The sequence below is a fragment of the Spirosoma pomorum genome (assembly GCF_054776615.1).
The window spans coordinates 662,202-686,226 of record NZ_BAAHBP010000001.1 but is presented as its reverse complement, the minus strand read 5'-3'; the positions used below and the strand labels follow the sequence as shown (position 1 = coordinate 686,226).

General features: G+C 48.1%; 33 protein-coding genes. 31 read left to right on the top strand and 2 right to left on the bottom strand.

Translation table 11 applies throughout. The features are described from left to right. Positions 1-36: 36 nt before the first annotated feature. Positions 37-1,114, bottom strand: a protein-coding gene (prfB, locus tag ACYVAD_RS02880; RefSeq protein WP_461137950.1) for a peptide chain release factor 2 whose coding sequence is annotated in 2 segments (ribosomal slippage) — positions 37-1,053 and positions 1,055-1,114 — 1,077 coding nt in all. Because the reading frame shifts where the segments join, the coding sequence is not laid out codon by codon here. Between the two features lie 156 nt (positions 1,115-1,270). On the opposite strand from prfB, the gene lpdA reads away from it, so the two are divergent. The 31 genes from lpdA to carA all read left to right on the top strand — a co-directional run bounded on the left by lpdA (position 1,271) and on the right by carA (position 20,038). Further along, on the top strand, positions 1,271-2,671 hold the full coding sequence (gene lpdA, locus ACYVAD_RS02875; protein ID WP_461137949.1) for a dihydrolipoyl dehydrogenase: 1,401 nt from the start codon (positions 1,271-1,273) through the stop codon (positions 2,669-2,671). 504 nt (positions 2,672-3,175) lie between these two features. Next, complete coding sequence (gene rplC / locus ACYVAD_RS02870; RefSeq protein WP_461137948.1) at positions 3,176-3,796, top strand: 50S ribosomal protein L3; 621 nt, start codon at positions 3,176-3,178, stop codon at positions 3,794-3,796. A gap of 2 nt (positions 3,797-3,798) precedes the next feature. Next, complete coding sequence (rplD, locus tag ACYVAD_RS02865) at positions 3,799-4,428, top strand: 50S ribosomal protein L4 (RefSeq protein ID WP_461137947.1); 630 nt, start codon at positions 3,799-3,801, stop codon at positions 4,426-4,428. 4 nt (positions 4,429-4,432) lie between these two features. Further along, positions 4,433-4,720: a 50S ribosomal protein L23 gene (gene rplW / locus ACYVAD_RS02860; RefSeq protein ID WP_461137946.1), complete on the top strand. Its 288-nt coding sequence runs from the start codon at positions 4,433-4,435 to the stop codon at positions 4,718-4,720. Between the two features lie 27 nt (positions 4,721-4,747). After that, the gene (gene rplB, locus ACYVAD_RS02855) at positions 4,748-5,572 is read left to right on the top strand and encodes a 50S ribosomal protein L2 (RefSeq protein ID WP_461137945.1); all 825 of its coding nucleotides are present in this window, start codon (positions 4,748-4,750) and stop codon (positions 5,570-5,572) included. A gap of 9 nt (positions 5,573-5,581) precedes the next feature. Continuing rightward, complete coding sequence (gene rpsS / locus ACYVAD_RS02850) at positions 5,582-5,860, top strand: 30S ribosomal protein S19 (protein ID WP_176568964.1); 279 nt, start codon at positions 5,582-5,584, stop codon at positions 5,858-5,860. A gap of 77 nt (positions 5,861-5,937) precedes the next feature. Further along, on the top strand, positions 5,938-6,330 hold the full coding sequence (rplV, locus tag ACYVAD_RS02845) for a 50S ribosomal protein L22 (RefSeq protein ID WP_176568963.1): 393 nt from the start codon (positions 5,938-5,940) through the stop codon (positions 6,328-6,330). A gap of 6 nt (positions 6,331-6,336) precedes the next feature. Continuing rightward, positions 6,337-7,200, top strand: a complete 864-nt coding sequence (gene rpsC, locus ACYVAD_RS02840) for a 30S ribosomal protein S3 (RefSeq protein ID WP_461137944.1) — start codon at positions 6,337-6,339, stop codon at positions 7,198-7,200. A 38-nt stretch (positions 7,201-7,238) separates the two neighbouring features. Further along, a complete protein-coding gene (rplP, locus tag ACYVAD_RS02835; RefSeq protein WP_461137943.1) occupies positions 7,239-7,670 on the top strand; it encodes a 50S ribosomal protein L16 in 432 nt (143 codons plus the stop codon). A gap of 20 nt (positions 7,671-7,690) precedes the next feature. Further along, on the top strand, positions 7,691-7,885 hold the full coding sequence (rpmC, locus tag ACYVAD_RS02830; RefSeq protein WP_461137942.1) for a 50S ribosomal protein L29: 195 nt from the start codon (positions 7,691-7,693) through the stop codon (positions 7,883-7,885). A 12-nt stretch (positions 7,886-7,897) separates the two neighbouring features. Beyond that, complete coding sequence (gene rpsQ, locus ACYVAD_RS02825; protein ID WP_461137941.1) at positions 7,898-8,248, top strand: 30S ribosomal protein S17; 351 nt, start codon at positions 7,898-7,900, stop codon at positions 8,246-8,248. 3 nt (positions 8,249-8,251) lie between these two features. Beyond that, positions 8,252-8,620, top strand: coding sequence for a 50S ribosomal protein L14 (rplN, locus tag ACYVAD_RS02820; RefSeq protein WP_018618706.1), 369 nt, complete (start codon positions 8,252-8,254; stop codon positions 8,618-8,620). 3 nt (positions 8,621-8,623) lie between these two features. Continuing rightward, positions 8,624-8,980, top strand: a complete 357-nt coding sequence (rplX, locus tag ACYVAD_RS02815) for a 50S ribosomal protein L24 (protein ID WP_461137940.1) — start codon at positions 8,624-8,626, stop codon at positions 8,978-8,980. A 21-nt stretch (positions 8,981-9,001) separates the two neighbouring features. After that, positions 9,002-9,559, top strand: a complete 558-nt coding sequence (rplE, locus tag ACYVAD_RS02810; RefSeq protein ID WP_461137939.1) for a 50S ribosomal protein L5 — start codon at positions 9,002-9,004, stop codon at positions 9,557-9,559. A gap of 9 nt (positions 9,560-9,568) precedes the next feature. Continuing rightward, on the top strand, positions 9,569-9,838 hold the full coding sequence (gene rpsN, locus ACYVAD_RS02805; protein ID WP_461137938.1) for a 30S ribosomal protein S14: 270 nt from the start codon (positions 9,569-9,571) through the stop codon (positions 9,836-9,838). An 89-nt stretch (positions 9,839-9,927) separates the two neighbouring features. Further along, entirely contained in the window at positions 9,928-10,326 is a 399-nt protein-coding gene (gene rpsH / locus ACYVAD_RS02800) for a 30S ribosomal protein S8 (RefSeq protein WP_461137937.1), read from the top strand. An 11-nt stretch (positions 10,327-10,337) separates the two neighbouring features. Further along, positions 10,338-10,895 carry a 50S ribosomal protein L6 gene (gene rplF / locus ACYVAD_RS02795; protein ID WP_461137936.1) on the top strand — a complete coding sequence of 186 codons (558 nt, stop codon included), beginning with the start codon at positions 10,338-10,340 and terminating at the stop codon, positions 10,893-10,895. A gap of 116 nt (positions 10,896-11,011) precedes the next feature. Further along, entirely contained in the window at positions 11,012-11,365 is a 354-nt protein-coding gene (gene rplR, locus ACYVAD_RS02790; protein WP_461137935.1) for a 50S ribosomal protein L18, read from the top strand. A 7-nt stretch (positions 11,366-11,372) separates the two neighbouring features. Further along, on the top strand, positions 11,373-11,891 hold the full coding sequence (rpsE, locus tag ACYVAD_RS02785; RefSeq protein WP_176568953.1) for a 30S ribosomal protein S5: 519 nt from the start codon (positions 11,373-11,375) through the stop codon (positions 11,889-11,891). A 12-nt stretch (positions 11,892-11,903) separates the two neighbouring features. Beyond that, the gene (gene rpmD / locus ACYVAD_RS02780; protein WP_176568952.1) at positions 11,904-12,083 is read left to right on the top strand and encodes a 50S ribosomal protein L30; all 180 of its coding nucleotides are present in this window, start codon (positions 11,904-11,906) and stop codon (positions 12,081-12,083) included. 95 nt (positions 12,084-12,178) lie between these two features. After that, positions 12,179-12,655: a 50S ribosomal protein L15 gene (gene rplO, locus ACYVAD_RS02775; protein ID WP_461137934.1), complete on the top strand. Its 477-nt coding sequence runs from the start codon at positions 12,179-12,181 to the stop codon at positions 12,653-12,655. 31 nt (positions 12,656-12,686) lie between these two features. Continuing rightward, positions 12,687-14,003 (top strand): preprotein translocase subunit SecY, encoded by a 1,317-nt coding sequence (secY, locus tag ACYVAD_RS02770; protein ID WP_461137933.1) that lies wholly within the window; start codon positions 12,687-12,689, stop codon positions 14,001-14,003. A gap of 4 nt (positions 14,004-14,007) precedes the next feature. Next, on the top strand, positions 14,008-14,847 hold the full coding sequence (gene map / locus ACYVAD_RS02765) for a type I methionyl aminopeptidase (protein ID WP_461137932.1): 840 nt from the start codon (positions 14,008-14,010) through the stop codon (positions 14,845-14,847). A 7-nt stretch (positions 14,848-14,854) separates the two neighbouring features. Further along, on the top strand, positions 14,855-15,073 hold the full coding sequence (gene infA, locus ACYVAD_RS02760) for a translation initiation factor IF-1 (RefSeq protein ID WP_018618718.1): 219 nt from the start codon (positions 14,855-14,857) through the stop codon (positions 15,071-15,073). 63 nt (positions 15,074-15,136) lie between these two features. After that, positions 15,137-15,253 carry a type B 50S ribosomal protein L36 gene (gene ykgO, locus ACYVAD_RS02755; protein ID WP_018618719.1) on the top strand — a complete coding sequence of 39 codons (117 nt, stop codon included), beginning with the start codon at positions 15,137-15,139 and terminating at the stop codon, positions 15,251-15,253. A gap of 2 nt (positions 15,254-15,255) precedes the next feature. Beyond that, complete coding sequence (gene rpsM / locus ACYVAD_RS02750; protein WP_020603978.1) at positions 15,256-15,633, top strand: 30S ribosomal protein S13; 378 nt, start codon at positions 15,256-15,258, stop codon at positions 15,631-15,633. Between the two features lie 100 nt (positions 15,634-15,733). Further along, positions 15,734-16,129 carry a 30S ribosomal protein S11 gene (gene rpsK / locus ACYVAD_RS02745; RefSeq protein WP_461137931.1) on the top strand — a complete coding sequence of 132 codons (396 nt, stop codon included), beginning with the start codon at positions 15,734-15,736 and terminating at the stop codon, positions 16,127-16,129. A gap of 79 nt (positions 16,130-16,208) precedes the next feature. Beyond that, entirely contained in the window at positions 16,209-16,814 is a 606-nt protein-coding gene (rpsD, locus tag ACYVAD_RS02740) for a 30S ribosomal protein S4 (protein WP_461137930.1), read from the top strand. A gap of 165 nt (positions 16,815-16,979) precedes the next feature. Beyond that, a complete protein-coding gene (locus ACYVAD_RS02735; protein ID WP_461137929.1) occupies positions 16,980-17,969 on the top strand; it encodes a DNA-directed RNA polymerase subunit alpha in 990 nt (329 codons plus the stop codon). A gap of 90 nt (positions 17,970-18,059) precedes the next feature. Next, entirely contained in the window at positions 18,060-18,839 is a 780-nt protein-coding gene (gene rplQ, locus ACYVAD_RS02730) for a 50S ribosomal protein L17 (RefSeq protein WP_461137928.1), read from the top strand. 95 nt (positions 18,840-18,934) lie between these two features. After that, positions 18,935-20,038 carry a glutamine-hydrolyzing carbamoyl-phosphate synthase small subunit gene (gene carA / locus ACYVAD_RS02725; protein ID WP_461137927.1) on the top strand — a complete coding sequence of 368 codons (1,104 nt, stop codon included), beginning with the start codon at positions 18,935-18,937 and terminating at the stop codon, positions 20,036-20,038. 26 nt (positions 20,039-20,064) lie between these two features. Here carA and ACYVAD_RS02720 read toward each other — a convergent pair whose 3' ends face one another. After that, on the bottom strand, positions 20,065-24,012 hold the full coding sequence (locus ACYVAD_RS02720) for an AAA domain-containing protein (protein ID WP_461137926.1): 3,948 nt from the start codon (positions 24,010-24,012) through the stop codon (positions 20,065-20,067). Between the last annotated feature and the right edge of the window lie 13 nt (positions 24,013-24,025).

Here is a 24,025-nt window from a genome sequence, read left to right as displayed (position 1 = left end):
CTTAAATCAACGGTCCCTTTTAGTTACTTATTTATTTTACTCCTGTTCAAGCAGAAAAGCTTTGATGAATGGATCAATGTCGCCATCCAGCACCGCTTCCGTGTTGGACGTCTGATACCCCGTCCGGTGATCTTTCACCCGACGATCATCCAGGACGTACGAGCGGATTTGCGAGCCCCACTCAATTTTCTGTTTTCCGGCCTCTACCTCGGCGCGGGCTGCGTTTCGCTTCTGTACCTCGATCTCGTAGAGCTTTGACTTCAATAGGCGCATCGCCACCTCTTTGTTCTGAAGCTGGCTTCGTTCCTGCTGACACTCAATAATCAGCCCCGAGGGTTTGTGTCGTAACCGAACGGCAGTTTCTACTTTGTTCACGTTCTGCCCACCGGCACCACCCGACCGGAAGGTATCCCAGTCAATATCGGCCGGGTTTACGTCGATCTGGATCGTATCATCAACCAACGGGTAGGCAAAAACAGACGCGAAGGACGTATGACGACGGGCATTTGAGTCGAATGGCGAGATGCGTACCAACCGGTGCACCCCGTTTTCTGATTTCAGGAATCCGTAGGCCAAGGCGCCATCAACTTCAATTGTCGCCGATTTAATACCTGCCGTATCCCCTTCCTGGTAATCGACCTGTTTCAGCGCGTACCCGTGTTTTTCGGCCCAGCGCATATACATGCGGTAGAGCATGTCGGCCCAGTCTTGGCTTTCGGTTCCACCGGCCCCCGCATTGATTTCTAATACGGCGCTCAGCTGATCCTCCTCATTACCGAGCATTTTTTTGAGCTCCAACTCCTCGAGTGTAGCGTTAACTTTTTCTCCTTCGGCATCAACTTCTTCCTCACCTACGTCGCCCGCTTCGTAGAATTCAAACAGCGTTTCCAAGTCGCCAAACTGACCCTTCAGGCGTTCGTAGCCCGTTGTCCAGCCTTTCAGCGCCCGTACCTGTTTCATTACACCCTCGGCCCGGGCAGCATCGGTCCAGAACTCGGGTTGGAACGTCTGTTGCTCAAGCTCGGCTAGATGAGTTTTTTTATTATCGTAGTCAAAGATACCCCCTTAGAGCCTCTACTCTGGCTCTCAAGTCGGCCAACTGATCAGTTGTCATGAACTTGTCGTTTGTTAAAAATTTAGACTTGACAAAGATAGAACAAAAGAAGGACCTCGATGGGTTTGGCTCCGGTATCAACTTTTCCGCCTACCTTTGCGTTCTGTTTTTGAAGGTAGTACACCTGTTTAATCCATATAAGTCAATAGAAATATAATGGCTGCACAATACGACGTAATCGTTGTGGGTAGCGGGCCGGGCGGTTATGTGGCCGCTATTCGGGCATCGCAATTAGGGTTAAAAACGGCCGTTATTGAGCGCGAAAGCCTCGGCGGTATCTGTCTGAACTGGGGATGTATCCCTACTAAAGCGCTGCTGAAGTCGGCGCAGGTTTTCGAATATATCAAGCACTCCGCCGACTATGGCATTACCGTTCAGGGTGAATCAAAAGCCGATTTCGGCGCAGTGATCAAACGGAGCCGGGGCGTTGCTGACAGCATGAGCAAGGGCGTTCAGTTCCTGATGAAAAAAAATAAAATCGACATCATCAGTGGCGTTGGTAAAGTTCAGCCCGGCAAGAAGGTTGAGGTAACTGATAAAGATGGTAAAGCAACGGTATACGAAGCGAAGCACATCATTATCGCTACGGGCGGTCGTGCTCGTCAGTTGCCAAACGTTCCGATCGATGGCGAAAAAGTCATCGAATACCGGAAGGCAATGACGCTGGAGAAAAAGCCCGACACCATGCTGGTTATCGGCTCGGGTGCTATTGGTGTTGAGTTCGCTTACGTGTACGCCAGTATGGGTACGAAAGTGACAATCATTGAATTCCTGCCGAATGTAGTACCCGTCGAAGACGAAGACATCTCGAAAGAACTGGCTAAGCAGTATAAAAAGTTAGGCATCGATATCTTTACCAAATCGGAGGTGACAAAGGTGGATACGAGCGGCAACGGTTGCAAAGTGTTCGTAAAAACACCAGATGGTGAGAAAACTTTTGATGCAGACGTCGTGCTTTCTGCAGCTGGCGTTGTTGCTAACGTTGAAAATATCGGTCTGGAAGAAGTAGGCATTGCCTTGGATCGCGGTAAAATCGTTACGGATGATTATTACCGGACCAACGTAGAAGGCTACTATGCGATTGGCGACGTAACGAAAGGCCAGGCACTGGCACACGTAGCTTCGGCTGAAGCGATCATCTGTATTGAGAAGATCGCTGGTCAACCACACGTTGAACCGCTGAACTACAACAACATTCCCGGCTGTACGTATTGCACACCAGAGATTGCGTCAGTAGGATATACCGAAAAAGCAGCTCGCGAAGCAGGTTACGAACTGAAAGTTGGCAAGTTCCCATTCACGGCATCGGGTAAAGCCAAGGCCGCTGGCACGCCAGAAGGTTTTGTGAAAGTCATCTTCGACGCGAAATACGGCGAGTTTCTCGGCGCTCATTTAATCGGTAACAACGTAACTGAGATGATTGCTGAAGTAGTAGCCGCTCGTAAGCTGGAAACAACAGGCGAAGAAATTCTGAAAGCTGTTCACCCGCACCCAACCATGTCGGAAGCTATTAAAGATGCCACCGAAGCGGCCTACGGCGAAGCAATTCACCTCTAGGAAAAGACAGAAATAAAAAAATCACCGTCAGTCAACACCAAATTTTGTTGACTGACGGTGATTTTTTATGAAGCACATTGTGACAAGTTTGTATAAGGCGCCAAAGACTTACCGAGGCTACTCTGATTTTGCTGCTTGTTTCTTGATAATCAAAACTTTCTTTCAGAGAAAATTTTTGATAGCAGAAATAAATTTCTATTTTTGCACTCCCAAACTCGAAACTACGAGTAAAGACATATGAGGATGAAGGTCCGCTGCGATCAGTACGATCCGGTAGAAACCACATCTGACTTTTGGGCAAACAATCCCTGCTATGCTGGGTATTGTCTGTCCGTAGGAAGTCAGGTGCAGCGCGTCTGACTTTTTTTATGTCTTTTGGACCTTGATTGTGAAGCAGATATAGGATTCGTCTGATATTCTGACTACTTTTGCGGCCCGAATACCCGGAAGGACTGGGTGCGGGAATGTACCTATTTTTTACCTGCTTACTTTAAACAAACACAAATGTCTGGTTTAATTGGCAAGAAAATCGGGATGACCAGCGTGTACAATGCGGACGGGCAGGCTCTGGCATGTACAGTGATTGAAACGGGTCCCTGTGTCGTAACTCAAGTTCGTAGCGTCGAGAAAGACGGCTACAAAGCTGTGCAACTGGGTTATGGCGACAAAAAAGAAAAGCACAGTAACAAGCCGGAGATGGGCCACTTCAAAAAGGCAGGCACCACACCCAAGCGTAAACTGGTTGAATTCAAAGAATTCGAACAGGAACTGAACCTTGGCGAAGTTCTCACGGTAGCCGATGTATTCTCCGAGCAGGAATTCGTTGACGTAGTCGGAACGGCTAAAGGTCGCGGTTTTCAGGGCGTTGTGAAACGTCATGGCTTTGGTGGCGTTGGCGGTCAGACGCACGGTCAGCACAACCGGGGTCGTCACCCAGGTTCGATCGGTGCGTGTTCATTTCCATCACGCGTGTTCAAGGGCCTTCGCATGGCCGGCCGTATGGGCGGTAACCGCGTAACGGTTCAAAACCTGCGCGTCCTGCGTGTTCTGCCTGAGCAAAACCTGCTCGTTATTAGCGGTTCGATCCCCGGCGCTAAAAATTCTTACGTTATTATCGAGAAATAGTCATGGAAGTAATCGTATATAACAGCAAGGGGGAAGACACAGGCAAAAAGGTCACCCTGTCGGAGGAGGTTTTCGGCATCCAGCCAAACCAACACGCGATTTACCTCGACGTGAAACAGTACCTGGCTAACCAACGTCAGGGAACGCACAAAGCGAAAGAGCGGGCTGAAAACGCGCACTCGACTCGCAAACTGAAGAAGCAAAAAGGAACCGGTGGCGCTCGTGCTGGTAGTGCTAAATCGCCAGTTTTCGTTGGTGGTGGTACGATCTTCGGACCTCGCCCTCGTGATTATAGCTTCAAACTGAACAAAAAAGTAAAAGCGCTGGCTCGCCAGTCAGCTTTCGCTGTAAAAGCACAGGCTGAGAAGATCTCGGTTATCGATAGCCTGACGCTGGAAGCTCCTCGTACGAAAGATTACATCCAGTTCCTGAGCGCTCTGAATGTAGCTGGTCATAAGACGCTGCTGATTCTGCCTGACGTAGACGCAAATGTAGTCCTGTCGAGCCGGAACGTACAGAAAACGAAAGTAACGACGGCCGGTCAGGTAAATACCTATGACCTGATGAATGCAGATCAACTGCTGATCAGTGAAGAAGCGCTGTCAACCATTCAAACGTTGTTCGACAAATAAGATCATGAGCGTACTGAAACGACCAATCGTCACTGAAAAGATGACGGGCCTTAACAAGCAAGGGAAGTATGCTTTTGAGGTTGAACTAAAAGCCAACAAACTCGAGATCGGCAAAGCCATCGAGAAAATGTACGGCGTTAACGTAGAAGCTGTACACACGATGCGCGTCTTCGGTAAGCGCCGGAGCAAAAACATCAACGGACGCGTTGTAACTGGTAAAACCCCAACCACCAAGAAAGCAATTGTTACGGTGGCAGAAGGCGAAGTAATTGATATCTACGCTGACCTGTAAACCACACATTGCACCAATTAATCAGTCATGGGAGTTAAAAAACTAAGACCAATAACGCCAGGTACCCGTTTTCGCGTGGCACCTGACTTTGCGGAAATAACCACCTCCACGCCGGAAAGAAGCCTGCTGGAGCCCCTGAAGAGAACCGGCGGCCGGAACAATGAAGGCCACCGCACTATGCGCTACATTGGTGGAGGTCATAAGAAGCACTATCGTGTTATTGACTTCAAGCGCGATAAAGTCGGCCAACCAGCCGAAGTTTTGACTGTAGAGTATGATCCAAACCGCTCGGCCCGCATTTCTCTGGTTCAATACGCCGACGGTGAAAAACGCTACATTATCGCACCACAAGGCATTACGGTAGGCCAAACTATCCAATCGGGTGAAGGCGTAACGCCGGATGTCGGTAACGCAATGCCAATGTCGGCGATGCCGATTGGTACAATCATTCACAATATCGAACTGACACCTGGTAAAGGTGGTTCGATGGCCCGCTCGGCTGGCACATACGCACAGCTGGTAGGTCGTGAAGATAAATACGCTATCCTGCGTCTGCCATCGGGCGAAACCCGCCGGGTATTGAGCATCGGTATGGCAACGGTTGGTTCGGTATCGAACTCAGACCATATGAACGTTGTGATTGGTAAAGCTGGTCGGAAACGCTGGTTAGGCCGTCGCCCTCGCGTTCGTGCTGTAGTTATGAACCCTGTCGATCACCCAATGGGTGGTGGTGAAGGCCGGGCATCCGGTGGTCACCCACGGTCACGGAATGGCCAGTTCGCGAAAGGTCAGAAGACCCGGAACAAGAACAAGGCTTCTGAAAGTATGATTATCAGCCGACGCAAAAAGTAATAGATAACAATGGCACGTTCACTTAAGAAAGGCCCATACATTGATTTTCGTCTGGATAACAAAGTACAGACGCAGAACGAATCGGGCAAAAAGTCGGTTATCAAAACCTGGTCGCGTCGCTCGATGATCTCTCCAGATTTTGTAGGCCATACCTTCGCTGTGCACAACGGCAACAAATTCATCCCAGTCTACGTAACCGAAAACATGGTTGGTCACAAACTGGGCGAATTCTCTCCAACGCGTAACTTCCGGGGACACACCGCGAAGAAAGACAAGGGCAAACGATAAATTTAGCGCAGGGCGCCGGGCATAGGATGGGGGTGTTTTACCCTTAATTCCGAACCCCAAGCTCAAGCCATGAAACTATGGAAGCAGTAGCAAAACTTAAAGATGTGCCCACGTCTCCCCGTAAGATGCGGTTGATCGCCGACCTTATCCGTGGTCAGCGCGTTAGCCGGGCGTTGGGTCTCCTGAAATATCAGCCACAAGCTGGTGCCGCAACTCTGCAGAAAGTACTGTTGTCGGCCGTTGCCAACTGGCAGCAAAAGAACGAAGATGAGCGGATTGAAGACGCTGATCTTTACGTAAAAACGATCTTCGTTGATGGCGGTCCGATGCTGAAACGTCTGCGCCCTGCACCTCAGGGTCGTGGTCACCGGATTCGGAAACGGTCTAACCATATCACGATCGTTGTAGACAGTGCTGCCAAACCCGTATTGAGCCAGGCAGAAGCAGAAACCCCTGAAAACGAACAATAGAAAGAAATGGGACAAAAAATAAATCCAGTTGGCCTGCGACTTGGTATTGTTCGGGGCTGGGAATCGAGCTGGTACGGTGGTAAAGAGTTTTCGGAAAAACTCGTCGAAGACGAGAAAATCCGTAAATACGTAGCAGCCCGTATCCCAAAAGGCGCCATTGCTCGCGTTGTTATCGAACGCACGCTGAAACGTATTACGCTGACGATCCACACGGCCCGTCCAGGTATCGTTATCGGTAAAGGCGGTGGTGAAGTTGATAAGATTAAAGAAGAGCTGAAAAAGATCACGGGCAAAGATGTCCAGATCAATATCTTCGAAATCAAACGGCCTGAAATCGATGCTAAACTAGTTGGTGAAGCAATTGCTCAGCAGCTACAGGCTCGGATCTCGTTCCGTCGTGCAATGAAGCAAGCTATTCAGTCAGCTATGCGCGTTGGTGCTCAAGGTATTAAAGTGAAAGTATCTGGCCGGTTAGGTGGTGCTGAGATTGCTCGTTCGGAGCAGTACAAAGAAGGCCGTGTCCCTCTGCACACGCTACGGGCGGACATCGATTATGCTATCTCTGAAGCACAAACCGTCTATGGTAAAATCGGCATTAAGGTGTGGATTTTCAAAGGTGAAGTGTACGGTAAGCGTGATCTGTCTCCAGCAGCAATGATGAGCCAGGCGCAAGCTGGCGAACGTAGCGCCGGTGCTAATGATCGTGGTGATCGTCGTGGCCCACGTGGTGATCGCGATGGCAACGACCGTGGTGGTCGGAACCGTAACGAACGCGGCAATGATCGTGGCGGAAACCGTGGTGGTGGTCAAGGCGGTGGAAACCGTGGCGGCCAAGGCGGTGGAAACCGTGGTGGTGGACAAAGACGATAATCTTAACGGCTAAAAGCCCTATATAGTAAGCAAAGGCCATGTTACAGCCAAAAAGAACTAAATTCCGCAAACAGCAGAAAGGCCGGATTCCTGGTATCGCATCGCGCGGCCATGAAATCGCCTTCGGTACCTTCGGTATCAAATCGCTGGAGCCGGGTCGGATTACGGCCCGTCAAATTGAAGCCGCCCGGATTTCGGTAACCCGTGCAATGAAACGGGAAGGTCAAGTCTGGATTCGTATTTTCCCCGATAAGCCGATCACGAAAAAGCCGGCTGAAGTACGGATGGGTAAAGGTAAAGGTGCTCCAGAATACTGGGTTGCCGTAGTAAAGCCCGGCACGATTATGTTCGAAGCAACGGGCGTTGATTTAGCAACGGGGCAGGAAGCCCTGCGTTTAGCTGCTCAGAAATTGCCAGTTCGGACCAAATTTGTGGTTCGTCGTGATTACCAAGAGCAGCAAAGCGTGTAATCCCCCAAGCAACGAACAAGATGAAAAAAGAAGATTTGAAAGGACTGTCAGCCGACGAGATTCGCACTGAGATTGGTGCTGAACAGGATCGTCTGTTAAAATTAAAGTTTGCGCATGCTGTCTCTCCAATCGAGAATCCGATGCGCATTCGCGAGAGCCGTAAACGGATTGCTCGCCTGAACACGGAACTGACGGCTAAATTAGCACAAGCCTAATAAGACACGACAATGGAAGAGCAACAAGCACCGCAGGCGGAACCTACACCGGTAGCAGCCGCTGAGCAGCCGCAAACTACGAGCGTTGCCGCAACCGAAGCAACTGCTTCAGAGCGTAACGCCCGGAAGGAGCGGATTGGACGGGTGACCAGCAATAAAATGCAGAAAACCATCACCGTTGCCATCGAACGCAAGGTGAAACACCCACTGTACGGTAAGTTTCAACACAAGACAAAGAAACTGACCGCGCATGACGAGCAAAATGAGTGTGGTATCGGTGACATGGTTCGCATCATGGAGACCCGCCCGTTGAGCAAAAATAAACGTTGGAGATTAGTCGAAATCATCGAAAAGGCGAAGTAAGCCATGGTACAGCAAGAATCAAGATTAGGAGTAGCCGATAACAGTGGTGCTAAAGAAGTGCTAGTTATCCGCGTCCTGGGCGGTACAGGCAAGCGGTATGCATCAGTCGGTGACAAGATTGTCGTGACGGTGAAGCAAGCGCTGTCGTCCAGCAGCATGAAAAAGGGCACAGTATCGAAAGCTGTTGTTGTTCGCACGAAGAAAGAAGTACGTCGGAAAGACGGTTCTTACATTCGGTTCGAAGACAACGCGGCCGTTCTGCTCAACAACAACGATGAGCCACGGGGGACCCGGATTTTCGGACCTGTTGCTCGTGAGTTGCGCGAAAAGCAATTTATGAAAATTGTATCGTTAGCACCGGAAGTATTGTAAGCAATGGAAAAGAAAGTAACACTCCCAAAGCACAAATTCCACATCAAGACTGGCGATACGGTTCTTGTAATTGGTGGGAACTCAAAAGGCCAGCGTGGGGTAGTAAAAGAGGTGATCATTGAAAAAGATCGGGCTCGCGTTGAAGGTGTCGCAATGATCACCAAACACGTGAAGCCAACCGCTTCGAATCCACAGGGTAGCCTGGTAAAAACGGAAGGATCAGTTCATATCAGTAACCTGAAACTGATTGATCCAGCAACGGGTGAACCAACCCGGACGGGCCGCAAGTTGAATGACAAAGGTAAGCTGCAGCGCTTCTCGAAGAAGACCGGCAGCTTTATCCCGGATGTTCGTAAGTAACACTAGAACAGGTCTAAGAAAATGGCAACGCCAAGACTGAAAGATAAATATTTGAGTGAGGTCGTACCTCAGTTGAAAGACAAGTTTCAGTATAAGTCGGTAATGCAAGTACCGCGTCTGAGCAAAATCGTTATCAACAAAGGGATCGGAGCCGCTGTCGCAGATAAAAAACTGGTTGACGTAGGTGTCGAAGAATTGACGACGATCACGGGACAGAAAGCCGTTCCGACGCTGTCGAAGAAAGCGGTATCGAACTTCAAACTGCGGGAGAAAATGCCGATCGGTGCGAAGGTTACGCTACGTGGCGTAAAAATGTATGAATTCCTTGATCGCCTGACTGCGGTGTCACTTCCACGGGTTCGTGACTTCAAAGGCATCAGCGACAAAGGATTCGATGGTCGTGGTAACTATACTTTTGGTATTCAGGAACAAATCATTTTCCCGGAAATCAGCATCGATAAAGTAGCCCGCATTTCTGGTATGGATATTACGTTCGTAACAACCGCTAATACCGATAACGAAAGCTACGAATTGTTGAAAGCAATGGGAATGCCGTTCGCAAACACCGGCAAGAAATAACCAATCGACATGGCAAAAGAATCAATAAAAGCACGTGAGCGGAAACGCGAAGCGCTGGTAGCTAAATACGCTGTTAAGCGGGCTGCCTTGAAAGCCGCTGGTGATTATATCGGACTAGACAAGCTTCCTAAAAATGCTTCGCCTGTTCGGTTACATAACCGCTGCAAATTAACCGGCCGTCCACGGGGATACATGCGTAAGTTTGGTATTTCTCGGGTAACGTTCCGCGAAATGGCATCAGCAGGGAAAATTCCAGGTGTAACCAAGTCGAGCTGGTAATCTCAGCATCATTTCTATTTGTAATTCAGTTTCCGTAATTTTGCGAACTTATTTAAAAACAAGGGTTTGCAAGTAACGCAACGCTAAGAATGAATACAGATCCAATAGCAGACTATCTGACACGCGTCAGAAACGCCATCCGCGCTAAACACCGGATTGTGGAGATCCCTGCTTCGAATATAAAAAAGGAAATTACGAAAGTATTGTATGATAAAGGGTTCATCCAGAACTACAAGTTCGATGATAGCACCCCACAGGGCAGCATTAAAATTGCTCTGAAATACAATCCAACGACGAAGCAATCTGCTATCGTTGATCTACAGCGCATCAGCCGTCCAGGTCTGCGTCAATACCGCGGAGCTGACCACCTGCCGCGTGTTTTCAACGGACTGGGTGTTGCAATCATCTCGACTTCAAAAGGTGTGATGACGGACAAAGAAGCCAAAGTGCTTAACGTAGGTGGTGAGGTTTTGTGTTACGTGTATTAATCTGAACAACAATGTCACGCATAGGTAAGAAATTAATTGCCCTGCCCTCGAACGTTACGTTGTCTGTTGATGATCGTAATATCGTAACGGTTAAGGGACCAAAAGGTACGCTGACACAAACGGTCGATCCGGATATTTCGGTTGCCGTTGAAGATGGTCAGATTCACGTATCGCGACCAACGGAGCAGAAACGTCACAAAGCGCTGCACGGCCTGTACCGCGCCCTCGTAAACAACATGGTTACGGGTGTTAGCGAAGGCTTCAAACTTGATCTGGAAGTAATCGGGGTTGGTTACAAAGCGTCGGTTAACAACAATGTACTTGAACTGCAACTGGGTTACTCGCACAACGTTTATGTGGCAGTACCGCAGGAAGTAAAAGTTACAGCTGTAACAGAAAAAGGACAGAACCCAAAAGTTTACTTAGAAGGATCTGACAAACAGTTGCTTGGCGATGTAGCGGCTAAAATCCGCTCGCTGCGTAAAGTTGAGCCATACAAAGGCAAAGGTATCCGCTTCATTGGTGAGCAAGTTCGCCGGAAAGCTGGTAAATCTTCGTCTAAGAAATAAGGTCATCGGGTCATTGGTTGTCAGGATCTGGCTACGTCTGCTGGAGCTGACAATTGATGGCTACTGTGAACTACCAATGATCATTTAACAAGCCAATTTGGTCGGAATCAAATAACATGGCAACGAATAAACAAGAGAGAAGACAACGGATTAAGTACGGCATCCGGGCTAAAGTTTCTGGAACGGCTGAGCGTCCACGGCTATCCGTTTTCCGTTCGAACAAAGCGATTTACGCACAATTGATTGATGACGTAGCTGGCCGCACGGTCGCATCTGCCTCATCGATTGAATTGAAAAGCGAAGTAGAAGGAAACACTGCTGACACTGCGAAAAAAGTAGGACAGCGGTTAGCCGAGAAAGCGGTTGCTCAAAACATCAGCAGTGCTGTGTTTGACCGCAACGGCTATCTGTATCATGGTAAAGTAAAAGCATTGGCCGATGCAGCCCGTGAGGCCGGCCTCAAGTTCTAAGCAAGCAATGGTAACGAACGCAGCAAGACCGACAAAGTATAACGAAGCGGACCTGAAGGAAAAGGTAGTTGCTATCAACCGGGTCGCTAAGGTAGTAAAAGGTGGTCGCCGGTTTAGTTTTTCGGCGATTGTCGTCGTCGGTGATGGTAATGGAGTTGTTGGATACGGATTGGGCAAAGCCAATGAAGTAACCGACGCTATTGCTAAAGGAGTTGAAGATGCTAAGAAAAACCTGGTGCAGATTCCTCTTCTGAAGCATACCGTACCTCACGAAATGGAAGGTAAGTTCAGTGGCGGATTCGTCCTGCTGAAACCAGCCGCTCCCGGTACGGGACTGATCGCTGGTGGTGCTATGCGTGCTGTGCTGGAATCAGCCGGCGTACGTGATATCCTGGCGAAATCAAAGGGTTCATCGAACCCACACAACGTAGTAAAAGCAACGCTTGATGCCCTGCTGAAAATGCGTCTGCCTCACCAGGTAGCGTTCCAGCGGCAGGTAAGTCTAGCTAAAGTGTTTAACGGTTAAACGACATCACTTATGGCACGGGTACGTATTACACAGGTCAAAAGCACGATTGACCGTCCGCAAACGCAGAAAAACGCTATCAAGTCACTTGGCTTGGGCAAAATCAACCGGAGTATTGAACTGGAATATAATGATGCCCTACGTGGTGCCATTAACAAAGTTCAACACTTAGTGAAGGTTGAAGAAATTTAAGTATCTTTGCGATTCTTTTGGTTTTCTATGTTTTGGGTTTTCTTATTGTGACCCTCTAGAAAGCCAGAAGAATCATCTTTTATATCTATACAATAATGAATTTAAGCAACCTTAGACCGGCAAAAGGTTCCGTCAGAGAGCGCAAGCGAGTCGGACGCGGGCAGGGATCAGGCATGGGCGGTACGTCTACGCGTGGTCATAAAGGAGCGCAATCGCGTTCCGGGTACAGTCGTAAAGTTCACTTTGAAGGTGGTCAGATGCCTCTTCAACGTCGTGTACCGAAATTTGGCTTTAAAAATATCAACCGGGTTGAGTACAAACCACTGAATCTGGATGCAATTCAGGCACTGGTTGATGCAACAAGCACGACCGTCGTGAACATCGAGTTTCTTCGTGAACACGGTCTTGTTGGTAAAAAAGATCTCGTTAAAGTGCTAAGCCGTGGCGAACTGACGTCTGCTATTGAAGTGCATGCTCATGCCTTCTCAGTAAGCGCGAAAGAAGCCATTGAAAAGGCAGGCGGTAAGGCGATCTTACCTGCTAACGAAACGAAAGAAGAAGCAGCGAACTAAGTCGTGAGCACGGCAGCAGCCGTTATATTCCATGAACCGACTCATCACCACGTTTAAGAATATTTTTGCAATCGACGAGTTGCGGACCCGTATCCTCAACACGTTGTTGTTTATCACGGCGTTTCGTCTTGGTTCGGCTATCGTGCTTCCAGGCGTAGACCCGAGCAGACTGAATCTAAATCCTCAAGGATTACTTGGTCTGCTGGACACCTTTCTTGGTGGTGCATTCAGCAAGGCGTCTATTTTCGCGCTTGGCATCATGCCTTATATATCGGCGTCGATTGCCATTCAGTTGTTAACGCTGGCATTACCTTACTTTCAGAAAATGCAGAAAGAAGGGGAATCTGGCCGTAAACGACTGAATCAGATTACCCGCGTTTTAACGATTGGTGTAACAGCTGTACAGGCGATCACGTATGTAAGCACAACCATTCCACCGGAAGCTCTGTTGATTGATCGTGCGTTGTTCAGAATTGCATCTGTATTTATTCTGACGGCAGGTACTATTTTCTGCATGTGGCTGGGTGAGCGCATCACAGACAAAGGAATTGGAAATGGTATTTCGATGATCATCATGATCGGGATTGTATCACGGCTACCAGGCGCCATCTATGGTGAAGGCCTGTCGCGCGGTACGTCTCAGTTACTGATCTTCGTCCTCGAGTTAGTTGCACTTTACTTCGTTGTAATGGGTGCTGTTGTACTGACTCAAGCTGTACGCCGAATCCCAATCCAATACGCTAAGCAGGTAATTGGTAATAAGGTAGTGGGCGGGCAACGTCAGTATTTACCGCTGAAGTTGAATGCTGCTGGTGTAATGCCAATCATTTTTGCGCAAGCGCTGATGTTTATTCCAACGTACGTAGCAGGTTTGTTTGCTGAGAAAAGCGATTTTGCTGCTAGTGTGCAGAACGCGTTTCAGAGCTATACTACCTGGCAGTACAACCTGTTGTTTGCGTTCTTGATTATTGTCTTTACGTTCTTCTACACAGCTATTTCGGTTAATCCTAACCAGATAGCGGACGATATGAAACGGAGCGGTGGGTTTATTCCAGGGGTTAAACCTGGTGCTCAGACATCGGAATACATCGGTACTGTTCTAGATAGGATTACGTTACCAGGCGCTGTGATGCTTGCTATCGTAGCTATCCTACCTGCTATTGCTAATCTGTTCGGTATGACCAGCGGATTTGCACAGTTCTTCGGTGGGACATCGCTTCTGATCATGGTTGGTGTCGTACTGGATACTCTGCAACAAGTAGAAAGTTATCTTCTCATGCGTCGCTACGAAGGACTAATGAAGTCAGGTCGTATACAAGGACGTACGAGCGAGACTGTAGCAGCCTAATTACATGGCCGGTTCTGACAAAAAAGATAAAGTAATTTTTATTCGGAGCGATGAAGAAATCGACCTGATAAAAATTAGCGCTCAGGTTCTGGGAAAGGCTCATGCTGAAGTAGCAAAGCTGATCCAACCAGGTGTGAAAACCAAGGAACTGGATCGAGTAGCAGAAACGTTTATTAAAGACAACGGGGGGACCCCGTCATTCTTGGGTTACAATAAGTTTCCTGCTTCTTTGTGCATATCAGTGAATGAAGTCGTTGTTCACGGTTTTCCTAGTGGATACGAACTTAAAGACGGCGACATTATTTCCATCGATTGTGGAGTGAAACTGAATGGTTATCACAGCGACAGTGCATATACGTATCCTGTCGGGGAGATTAATCAGTCAGTTCGAAAATTGCTGGCCCGGACAAAGGAGTCTTTGTACATCGGTCTTGATAAAGCAATTGACGGTAATCGGATAGGTGATATCGGTTACGCAATCCAGACGTATACGGAAAAGTTTGGCTACTCAGTAGTGCGAGAACTAGTGGGTCATGGCGTAGGTCAGGATTTACACGAAGCGCCTGAAGTGCCAAACTATGGTAAACGGGGACAAGGTCCTAAGCTACGTGAAGGTATGATTCTGGCCATTGAGCCAATGATTAACTTCGGTAAAAAGGGCGTTGTTCAGGAGCGTGATGGATGGACAATCCGTACGGTAGATCGGAAACCTTCTGCCCACTTTGAGCACACAGTAGCAGTACGAAAAGGGAAGCCTGAGATTCTGACTACTTTCGAATACATTGAAGCTGTCACTGCGAATACCAGTTTGATGGTTGACACACAGGAACTGACGGCGGCTTAACGTAAACATGGCAAAGCAGAATTCTATCGAACAGGATGGTATCATCCTGGAAGCGTTATCAAATGCAATGTTCCGGGTCGAACTGGCAAACAAGCATGAAGTAATCGCTCACATATCGGGTAAAATGCGGATGAATTACATCAAGATTTTACCTGGTGACCGAGTTAAGTTGGAGATGTCGCCCTATGATTTGAGTAAGGCGAGAATCGTGTACCGGTATAAATAAGTGCGTAACTCTTGACCGAATGGCCAAGAGACCGTACTTCAAGGGTCATAAATTGTAAATCACATGAAGGTCAAAGCGTCTATTAAGAAGCGCAGCGAAGACTGCAAGGTGATCCGTCGGAAAGGGAAACTGTACGTGATCAACAAAAAGAATCCCCGTTATAAACAAAGACAAGGTTAAGCATGGCGCGTATTGCAGGTGTTGATATTCCAGATAAGAAGCGTGGTGAAATCGCGCTGACTTACATCTACGGCATTGGCCGCAGCCGGGCAAAGAAAATTTTGACCGATGCTGGTATCAGTGTTGACAAAAAGGCCAGCGAATGGTCGGACGACGAAGCGAGCGCCGTACGTAACGCGATCTCGAACGAATACAAGGTAGAAGGTCAGTTGCGTTCTGAAGTTCAGTTGAGTATCAAACGTCTGATGGACATCGGTTGCTACCGGGGCCTTCGTCACCGGAAAGGACTGCCCGTTCGTGGTCAGCATACGAAGAATAACTCACGTACCCGGAAAGGGAAACGGAAAACTGTTGCTAACAAGAAGAAAGTAACGAAATAATTAATCGGTCGCTCATCGTCATACGGCGCATTTGTGGTCATCTGGTTTCTGGATGGCAAGTAATGAAGGCTGGTGACACATTGACGATTACCTAACAACAATGGCTCAAGCAAAACGCAAAGACAAAGCGAAAAAGCGGGTAGTAGTTGTTGAAGCTGTAGGTCAGGTTCACATCCGGGCTACGTTCAACAACATCATTATCTCGATCACCAACATGAACGGCCAGGTTATTTCCTGGGCATCGGCGGGTAAGATGGGCTTCCGTGGCTCGAAGAAAAACACGCCATATGCTGCTCAGACAGCCGCTTCTAACTGTGCTGCCGTTGCCCACGATCTGGGAATGCGCAAAGCAGAAGTGTTCGTGAAAGGTCCAGGGTCAGGTCGTGAATCGGCTATCCGTACCATTCAGAACTCGGGTATCGAAGTAACTACGATCCGCGATATTACCCCGCTGCCGCACAATGGGTGCCGGCCGCCAAAACGTCGTCGTGTATAATATACGGATGGCATGAATAAGGGCAGGCGACATTTAGTTGTGTCTGTCCGATGTTTCACAATTATTCATTCATTAAAGAATGGCACGTTACATTGGGCCAAAAGCCAAAATCTCGCGCAAGTTCGGTGAGCCAATTCTAGGCACCAGCAAAGCGCTTCAAAAAAAGAATTATGGACCGGGTATGCACGGTCGCGGTCGTAAACGGAAACAGTCCGAATACGCCGTCCAGTTGATGGAAAAACAAAAGGTAAAATATACCTATGGTATTCTGGAGCGTCAGTTCCGGGCTCTGTTCCACCGCGCACAAGTTCGTGAAGGTATCACCGGTGAAAACCTGCTGAAACTTTGTGAAGCTCGCTTGGACAACACGGTTTACCGCCTGGGTATTGCTTCATCGCGTCGGGCAGCTCGTCAGTTGGTTGCTCACAAGCATATCATCGTTGACGGTGAAGTTGTTAACATCCCATCTTATTCGTTGAAACCTGGTCAGCTGATCGGCGTTCGTGAAAAATCGAAATCGCTGGAAGCTATCTCTGGAAGTCTGTCAGCTCGTAGTACTAAGCGCTACAACTGGGTTGAGTGGGACGGACAGCAAATGACAGGTAAGTTCATCGGCTATCCCGAGCGGGATCAGATCCCCGAGAACTTCAACGAGCAGGCTATCGTCGAATTGTATTCGAAGTAATCAAGCTGGCAGAACTCTTCGTGGGTTCTGCCGCCTTTAGTATAAATAGCGTTCGATCAGTAATTTGCCGCCAACTATTCACTAAAGCGTTGTCGGCGTACAGAGTCGAAGCTTGTTTCAGTCTTCACTCCCAGGCAGAGAACTGCTGTAAACAATACGAAACGTATGTCAATTTTAGCGTTCCAAATGCCCGACAAAGTCGTAGTGGAGAAAGCCGACGACTTTCACGGGGTGTTTGAATTTAAACCTCTTGAAAAAGGATACGGTGTAACCATCGGTAATGCGCTACGGCGTATTCTGTTGTCATCACTGGAAGGATACGCCATCACTAGCGTAAAATTTCCGGGTGTGTTACACGAGTTCTCCTCGATCGAGGGCGTTGTTGAAGACGTGACCGAAATTATTCTGAACCTGAAAATGGTTCGGTTTAAAAAGATTTCGGACATGGTTGATAACAAAATTACAGTCAACATTAAAAAACAATCGGTTCTTAAAGCCGGTGATATATCGAAGTTCTCGCCTTCGTTCGAAGTGTTGAATCCCGATTTGGAGATTTGCCACATCGATGATACGCGTGATCTCGAAATGGAAATTTTCGTCGAAAAGGGTCGTGGTTACGTTCCTGCCGACGAGCCTCGGGCAAACGAACTGCCGTTTGGGCACATTCCGATTGATGCCATTTATACGCCAATCAAAAACGTTAAGTTCAGCGTTGAAAACACGCGGGTTGAACAGAAAACGGATTACGAGCGGCTGTTGTTGGACATCGAAACGGATGGTTCGATCCACCCAGAGGAAGCACTTAAAGGAGCGGCCTATATCTTGATTCAGCACTTCATGCTATTCTCGGATCAAACAATGACGTTTGAAACGACGAAGCCTGAAGAAGAAAACGTGGTTGACGAAGAAGTACTGCACATGCGGAAGCTTCTGAAAACCTCGTTGGCGGATCTGGATCTGTCCGTTCGGGCGTACAACTGCCTCAAGTCGGCTGACGTACGTACGCTAGGTGACCTAGTTCGTCTGGAGATTTCTGACATGATGAAGTTCCGTAACTTCGGTAAGAAATCGCTGACTGAGTTGGAGCAACTGGTTGCTGAGAAAAACCTGACGTTCGGTATGGACGTTGCTAAGTACAGACTAGACGAAGATTAAAACACAAAGGAGAAAGGAGTGGGGATAAATGGAGAACGGGTTAACTACCTTACTCCTTACTCCCTCCTCCCTTCCTCCCTTCACCAGACAATGAGACACGGTAAAAAAGATAATCACCTAAGCCGGACGCACTCGCACCGCGAAGCGATGTTGCAGAACATGGCTTCATCGCTCATCCTGCATAAGCGTATTGAGACGACGGTAGCGAAAGCGAAAGAGCTTCGCAAATTCGTGGAGCCTATCCTGACCAGGGCTAAGGACGATACGTACCAGAATCGCCGGATTGCGTTCCAATATCTGAACGATAAAGAAACGCTGAAAGAACTGTTCGGAGCAGTAGCTGACAAAATCACTACCCGCCCAGGCGGTTACACGCGGATCATTAAACTGGGTAACCGGTTGGGTGACAACGCACAAACCTGCCTTATCGAATTGGTTGACTTCAACGAAGTTCTGCTGGCAGCTGCTGCTGAAAAAGCAACGGCTACTACAAGAACCCGTCGTAGCCGCCGTGGTACAACGAAAGCTGCTGGTGAAGCGGAAGTTACTACTCCCGTTGCCGCTGCTGAATCAGTAGAACCCGTTACTGCTAAGTCGGTAGAAAGCGAATCAAATGCTGGCGATGATCTGACGATCATTGAAGGTGTTGGGCCAAAAATTGCTGAATTACTGATTGCGGCTGGGATTACAACGTTTGCTCAATTGGCTGACGCTGACGACGCTACCGTACAACAGGTCTTGACAGAAGCAGGTCCACGGTTTAATGTACATGACGCTACCACCTGGAACGAGCAAGCTGCCCTGGCTCGTGACGGTAAAATGGATGAACTGAAAGCGTTACAAGACCGTTTGAAAGGCGGAAAAGAATAACGGACGCATTCGTGATACCAGATACTTTATAGAAAAAAGGGTTAATCAGCAATGGTTAGCCCTTTTTTTTAAATCTTTAGACAATCAAGCATAGCATGAAACATACGCAGCAACCCGAAGCTCTATTAGTCTTACAGGATGGTTCAGTTTATAAAGGATTAGCCCTAGGTAAAATTGGTACCGCAGGTGGCGAAATTTGCTTCAACACTGGCATGACAGGCTATCAGGAAATCTATACTGATCCTTCGTACTACGGGCAGATTGTTATCAACACAACTTCGCATATTGGCAACTATGGTGTCCTAAATAATGCTGAGCAGGAATCGAACGGCATTAAGATCCGGGGTATGGTGTGCAATTTCTTCTCGGATATTCACTCTCGTTATACGGCTGACGGCTCGCTTCAGGACTACTTTGAGCGCGCAGGTATTGTAGGTATCCACGGAATTGATACACGCCAACTGGTTCGTTATATCCGGTCGAAAGGCGTAATGAACTGTATTATTTCGTCGGAAATCTTGGATCCGGTTGAATTACTCGCCAAGTTGAACGAAGTACCTGACATGTCAGGTCTAGAACTGTCGTCTCTTGTTAGTACGTCGGAGGCTTATGAACAGGGCGATCCGGAAGCCAGCCTGCGCGTAGCGGTATTGGATTTAGGTGTCAAGAAAAGCATTCTGAGCAATTTCAACGACCGGGGTGTATTCTGTAAAGTATTCCCCGCTCGGACGCCTTACAGCGAACTAGCCGAGTGGAAGCCTAATGGATATTTCATTGCCAACGGTCCCGGGGATCCGGCTGCTATGCCTTACGCTGTTGAAACAGTGAAGCAGGCACTCGATTCGGAGAAACCGTTGTTTGGTATTTGTCTGGGGCACCAGATTCTGTCGCTGGCCAGTGGTATCTCGACCTACAAAATGCACAACGGCCACCGTGGTCTTAACCATCCCGTAAAAAATTTGATTACGGGTCATTGCGAGGTGACGTCGCAGAATCACGGTTTTGCGGTTAGCGCCGATGAGGTGAAGAACCATGCCAACGTGGAAGTGACGCATGTCAATCTGAATGACAAAACGATTGAAGGTATTCGTCGTAAAGACAAACCTGCTTTTTCAGTGCAATACCACCCGGAATCATCGCCGGGCCCGCACGATTCGCACTACTTGTTCGATCAGTTTGTGGGAATGATGAACGAATAAACGTAAAGCCTGGCGAAAGTCAGGCTTTATTGTTTTAAATACCTGCGCCAGTATTCCCGGCTCCAGACACGCTGGAAAGGCCAGTTTCGTTGGTGAAGTGATAAAGGAAGATACGCGTGTGCTTGCTTTATGGTCTGTTCATAATAGGCATCGTCGTCCGTTAAAATAAGTGATTTATATTGGTCTCTTTGTTTCTCAACCAGGTCGGCAAACGGTAGTTCCGGCAGCCAATCAGGATGACGGTGGCTTAGCTTCGTTTTAAGTAGTGTAGCAGCTGATAATGGGCTTGTATTTGCAATCACTGGTTTGAAGTACCCCTGATCGACGGCTAAAGCATAGGCGAGATACGCTTTCAGCAATTTGGGCCCATCGTTAGCCGACGCATCGACCTGCAACTGCTCGGGCCACAGACTAGTTATTACGTAGATACGCTCCCGAGCCCGGGTAACGGCTACATTTAGACGATTACCTCCACCACTAACATTTAGACTACCAAACTGCATAGATAATCGGCCTTTTGAATCAGGAGCATAACCGACAGAAAAAATAATGATGTCCCGTTCATCACCCTGCACGTTCTCGATGTTCTTGACAAACAACTGGGGGATTGCGAAGAGGGACGAGTTTTCTTCTAATAGGTCCTGAATAAGTTGCTGCTGCGCGTAATTGAACGTAACGACACCAACCGAAAAGGCTGGCATTTCCTGATGCAGTTGTTTGAGCATATTAACTACGGCAATAGCTTCAGGAGTATTTGTATTCTGGTGCCACACACCACCAACGTTTTGGTAACGTATAGCTGGTTGATACTGATTGACGTCCTCGAAATAGGGGAGCAGGTTAAGTTTATTTCGATAGAAATACTGGTTAGAGAACGTAATGAGATCGAGGGATCGACTTCGGTAATGCTCAGTCAGCAACAGCTGTGGTAGCCGTTGGGTAGCTAAATTGAGCAATGATAAAACTTCCAGAGCGCTGGCCAATTCGTCGTCAGGGACGGGCTCGTCCAAACGGGTTTGATAAAGATCGCTTGGTTGAAGCTGCTGGCTGTCGCCTGTAATGACTACCTGCTTAGCACGAGCGATGGCAGGAACTCCATTCTCAGCAAAACACTGCGAAGCTTCATCAAAAATAACCAGATCGAACAGGTCTGCACGCAATGGAAAGATGGCCGAAACCGATTCCGGCGACGCTAACCAGCAAGGGATCAATTTAAAGATCTCGTCAGAGAAGGCGCTAAGTAGCTTTCGAATGGGCCAGACGTTCCTCTTTTTGGTTGTCTGATGATGCAGATCGCGATACGTAATGACGTTATTTAGCCGATTAATAGTGAGGTTTCGGTACGTCTGCTCGCGCAGCTTCATCAGCAAGATATCACGGCTTAACGCTTGTTTGCGTTGAATACTGGTCTGAAGGGCTTGCTCAGATTGAGTGATCCGAAGCGTAGAAACGCTACGTAGTTCAGGTTCTTTCTGCTCAAGATGATTGATCCAGGCTAACCGCAAGGAATTTTGAAAAACAGTTAGCCAGCTGGTATGAGGAAAAATTGATAATCGATTAACAACACCCAGTTCTGCTGTTGAAAATTGGGTGTGTAACCGATCAGATTCGACCATGAGATCAAAGTCGGTCTTGAGCGACTGACGTAATGCTGCGAGAGAGGAGGGATTCTGCCAGAGCAGTTCGCGTTGTGTATGAGTCAGGTATAATTGATTCTGTTGTAGGTCAACTTGTTCGGCAATATATAACAAACGTTCTAGTACGTAACCGAACTGAGCCGCAGACTGCCATACTGATTCGGGGAGCTGATACGGAATAGTAATTGATCCTATCAGTTGTGCTAACTTGATAGCCTGCTGAACGATACGTAAACTATCTGGCTCATGAGGTAAGGATAAATTACTAAATAAAGGGGCCGCGCGCTGATGAATACTATCCAACTGCTCACGCTTATCAAGCTGAATGTACAGTGTATGGAGATCGGTAGCTGATAGCGTCAGCTTGTTGGCTGATACCAATTGGCGGAGCCAGTTTCTTTCAGCGTTGGTCATTAACCACCAATTCCATTGTAACCACTCCTCCCGGACACGCTGTGCGTCGGATAAAACAGCCCGAAATCGATCGACTTCAGCTAGCGCAATACCGGTGGCTGGTCCGGGCGAATTAAGCGCTGACTTCCACTGATCGGCCAGTAGATCTAACTGTATACTATTATCCGCTAAGGCAGGATGGTTTGGTTGATGACGAAGTTGTTGAACAATATCCCAGACACGCTGACTGGTTACGCTAAGCAACGTACTGAGCTGACGAATGACTGATTGGAAATCTAGCCACTGTTTCAGTTCCTTCAAGGTAAAACTTCGACCGATTAACTTATTTGTCTGCTCTAGCGCAAGATGCGCTAGTTGTGTCCAGGCAGTTAATGCCTGATCGATCTTAGATTGGTCAGATACAGTAAACGAAGCGAAGGAAACACGATCATGCCAAACATGGGTTGAGCCTAATCGCTGCTGATACGCTGAATAATCACTTAGGCGCCGTACAAATGGCTCAATCTCAGTCAGACGAAACTGCCAATATTGATCATCCAGTGGAATAGAAGATGCTTCCGGATCGCTGGTTAAATAAAGCTCTTTGATAGAAGCTCCACACTCAGTCGAATCAAACAGAGCCTGCTTAAAAGCTTGTAAAGCGGCAACTGTCTTGTCTATCTGGCGACTTTCAACGTCGAAATCCCGTTCCAGCAGAACAGCGTTCAAACTGTTGTTTTGCTGTTTGTATACGTCAAGTTGGTCAACTTGCCCCGCAATCTGATCATAAAGAGATCGGCGATCATCCTGAAAATCGTGAATTAACGCCATGAATGGAGCCATGCCCACTTGTTGAAGCCGTGCCTGCACTACATCGAGCGCAGCCCGTTTCTGACAGACCAGCAAAACCCGCTTACCTGTAGCAGCTGCGTCGGCCATCAGGTTAGCGATCAACTGCGATTTTCCTGTTCCTGGTGGTCCCTGTACTACTATCGACCGCCCCGCCTTAACGGAACGTAACGCCACTTCCTGCGATGCGTCCATTGGCAAGGGCGTATGAATTAGTCTCTCAGGGATGGAGGGAGGATCGGAAGGGGCAAGAAAATACTCGGATTCCAGATTTTCTTCCTCTTTTTCACCCTTTCTTCTTGCTTCTTCAATGAGTTCATCATAGTCAGGAACGAGAAATGACCCTGCCTGGGGAAAAATGCCCAGGACCGCTTCCGGGTAAAGCTTCAATTCACCAATACGTTCCAATTGATCAAGCCCTTTTCGGTTTAGCTGATCAAAGATGACAAGCTGATCGGTAAAGAGATCTTGGTTGAAATTGATGTCAAATGGGCTGGCTTTGAGCCATTCATACAACTGGGTGCGAAAGGTAAGAGGATCTCTGTCAAACGATTCGAACGAGGGATTGATAAACTCTTCCTCGAGTCGGATCTGATTGAACTGTCCATAGGCAAGGGCCAGCGTTGAATTAAAGAACACCGATTCATCCCCCCGACGAATAAGCTGCCATGTCTTACCCGCCTGTTCAATAGAAACCGGGAAAAACAGCAGTGGTGCGTGAATGACAGTATCGTCCAGGAACTTACCTCGCACAAAAGGCCAGCCTACGTATAGATCGTCAGTCCCCCGCTCATCGCTGATAAACTGAGCCGTGCGCTGAATTCGTCGAATTTGCTGACTCAACTGGTTACTTCGTTCCTGACGCGGGTCAAGAACGTCGCAGAGTGAAATCATAGCCCGCTGACGAATCAAATCAGTAACGATACTAAATGACGATTTACCCAGCACATGATCTGTTGCATGCAGATCCATAAATTGGCTGGCTGGTAAGGTCGTCAGTAGAAGCGACCGATTGCGGCTGCTGAGGTTCGTCAACCGCCGACGGAAGGTTTTTAGTACGCCCTGCGGCAACGATAAGCCCGACAATGAGTTCATGCATCAAACCAAC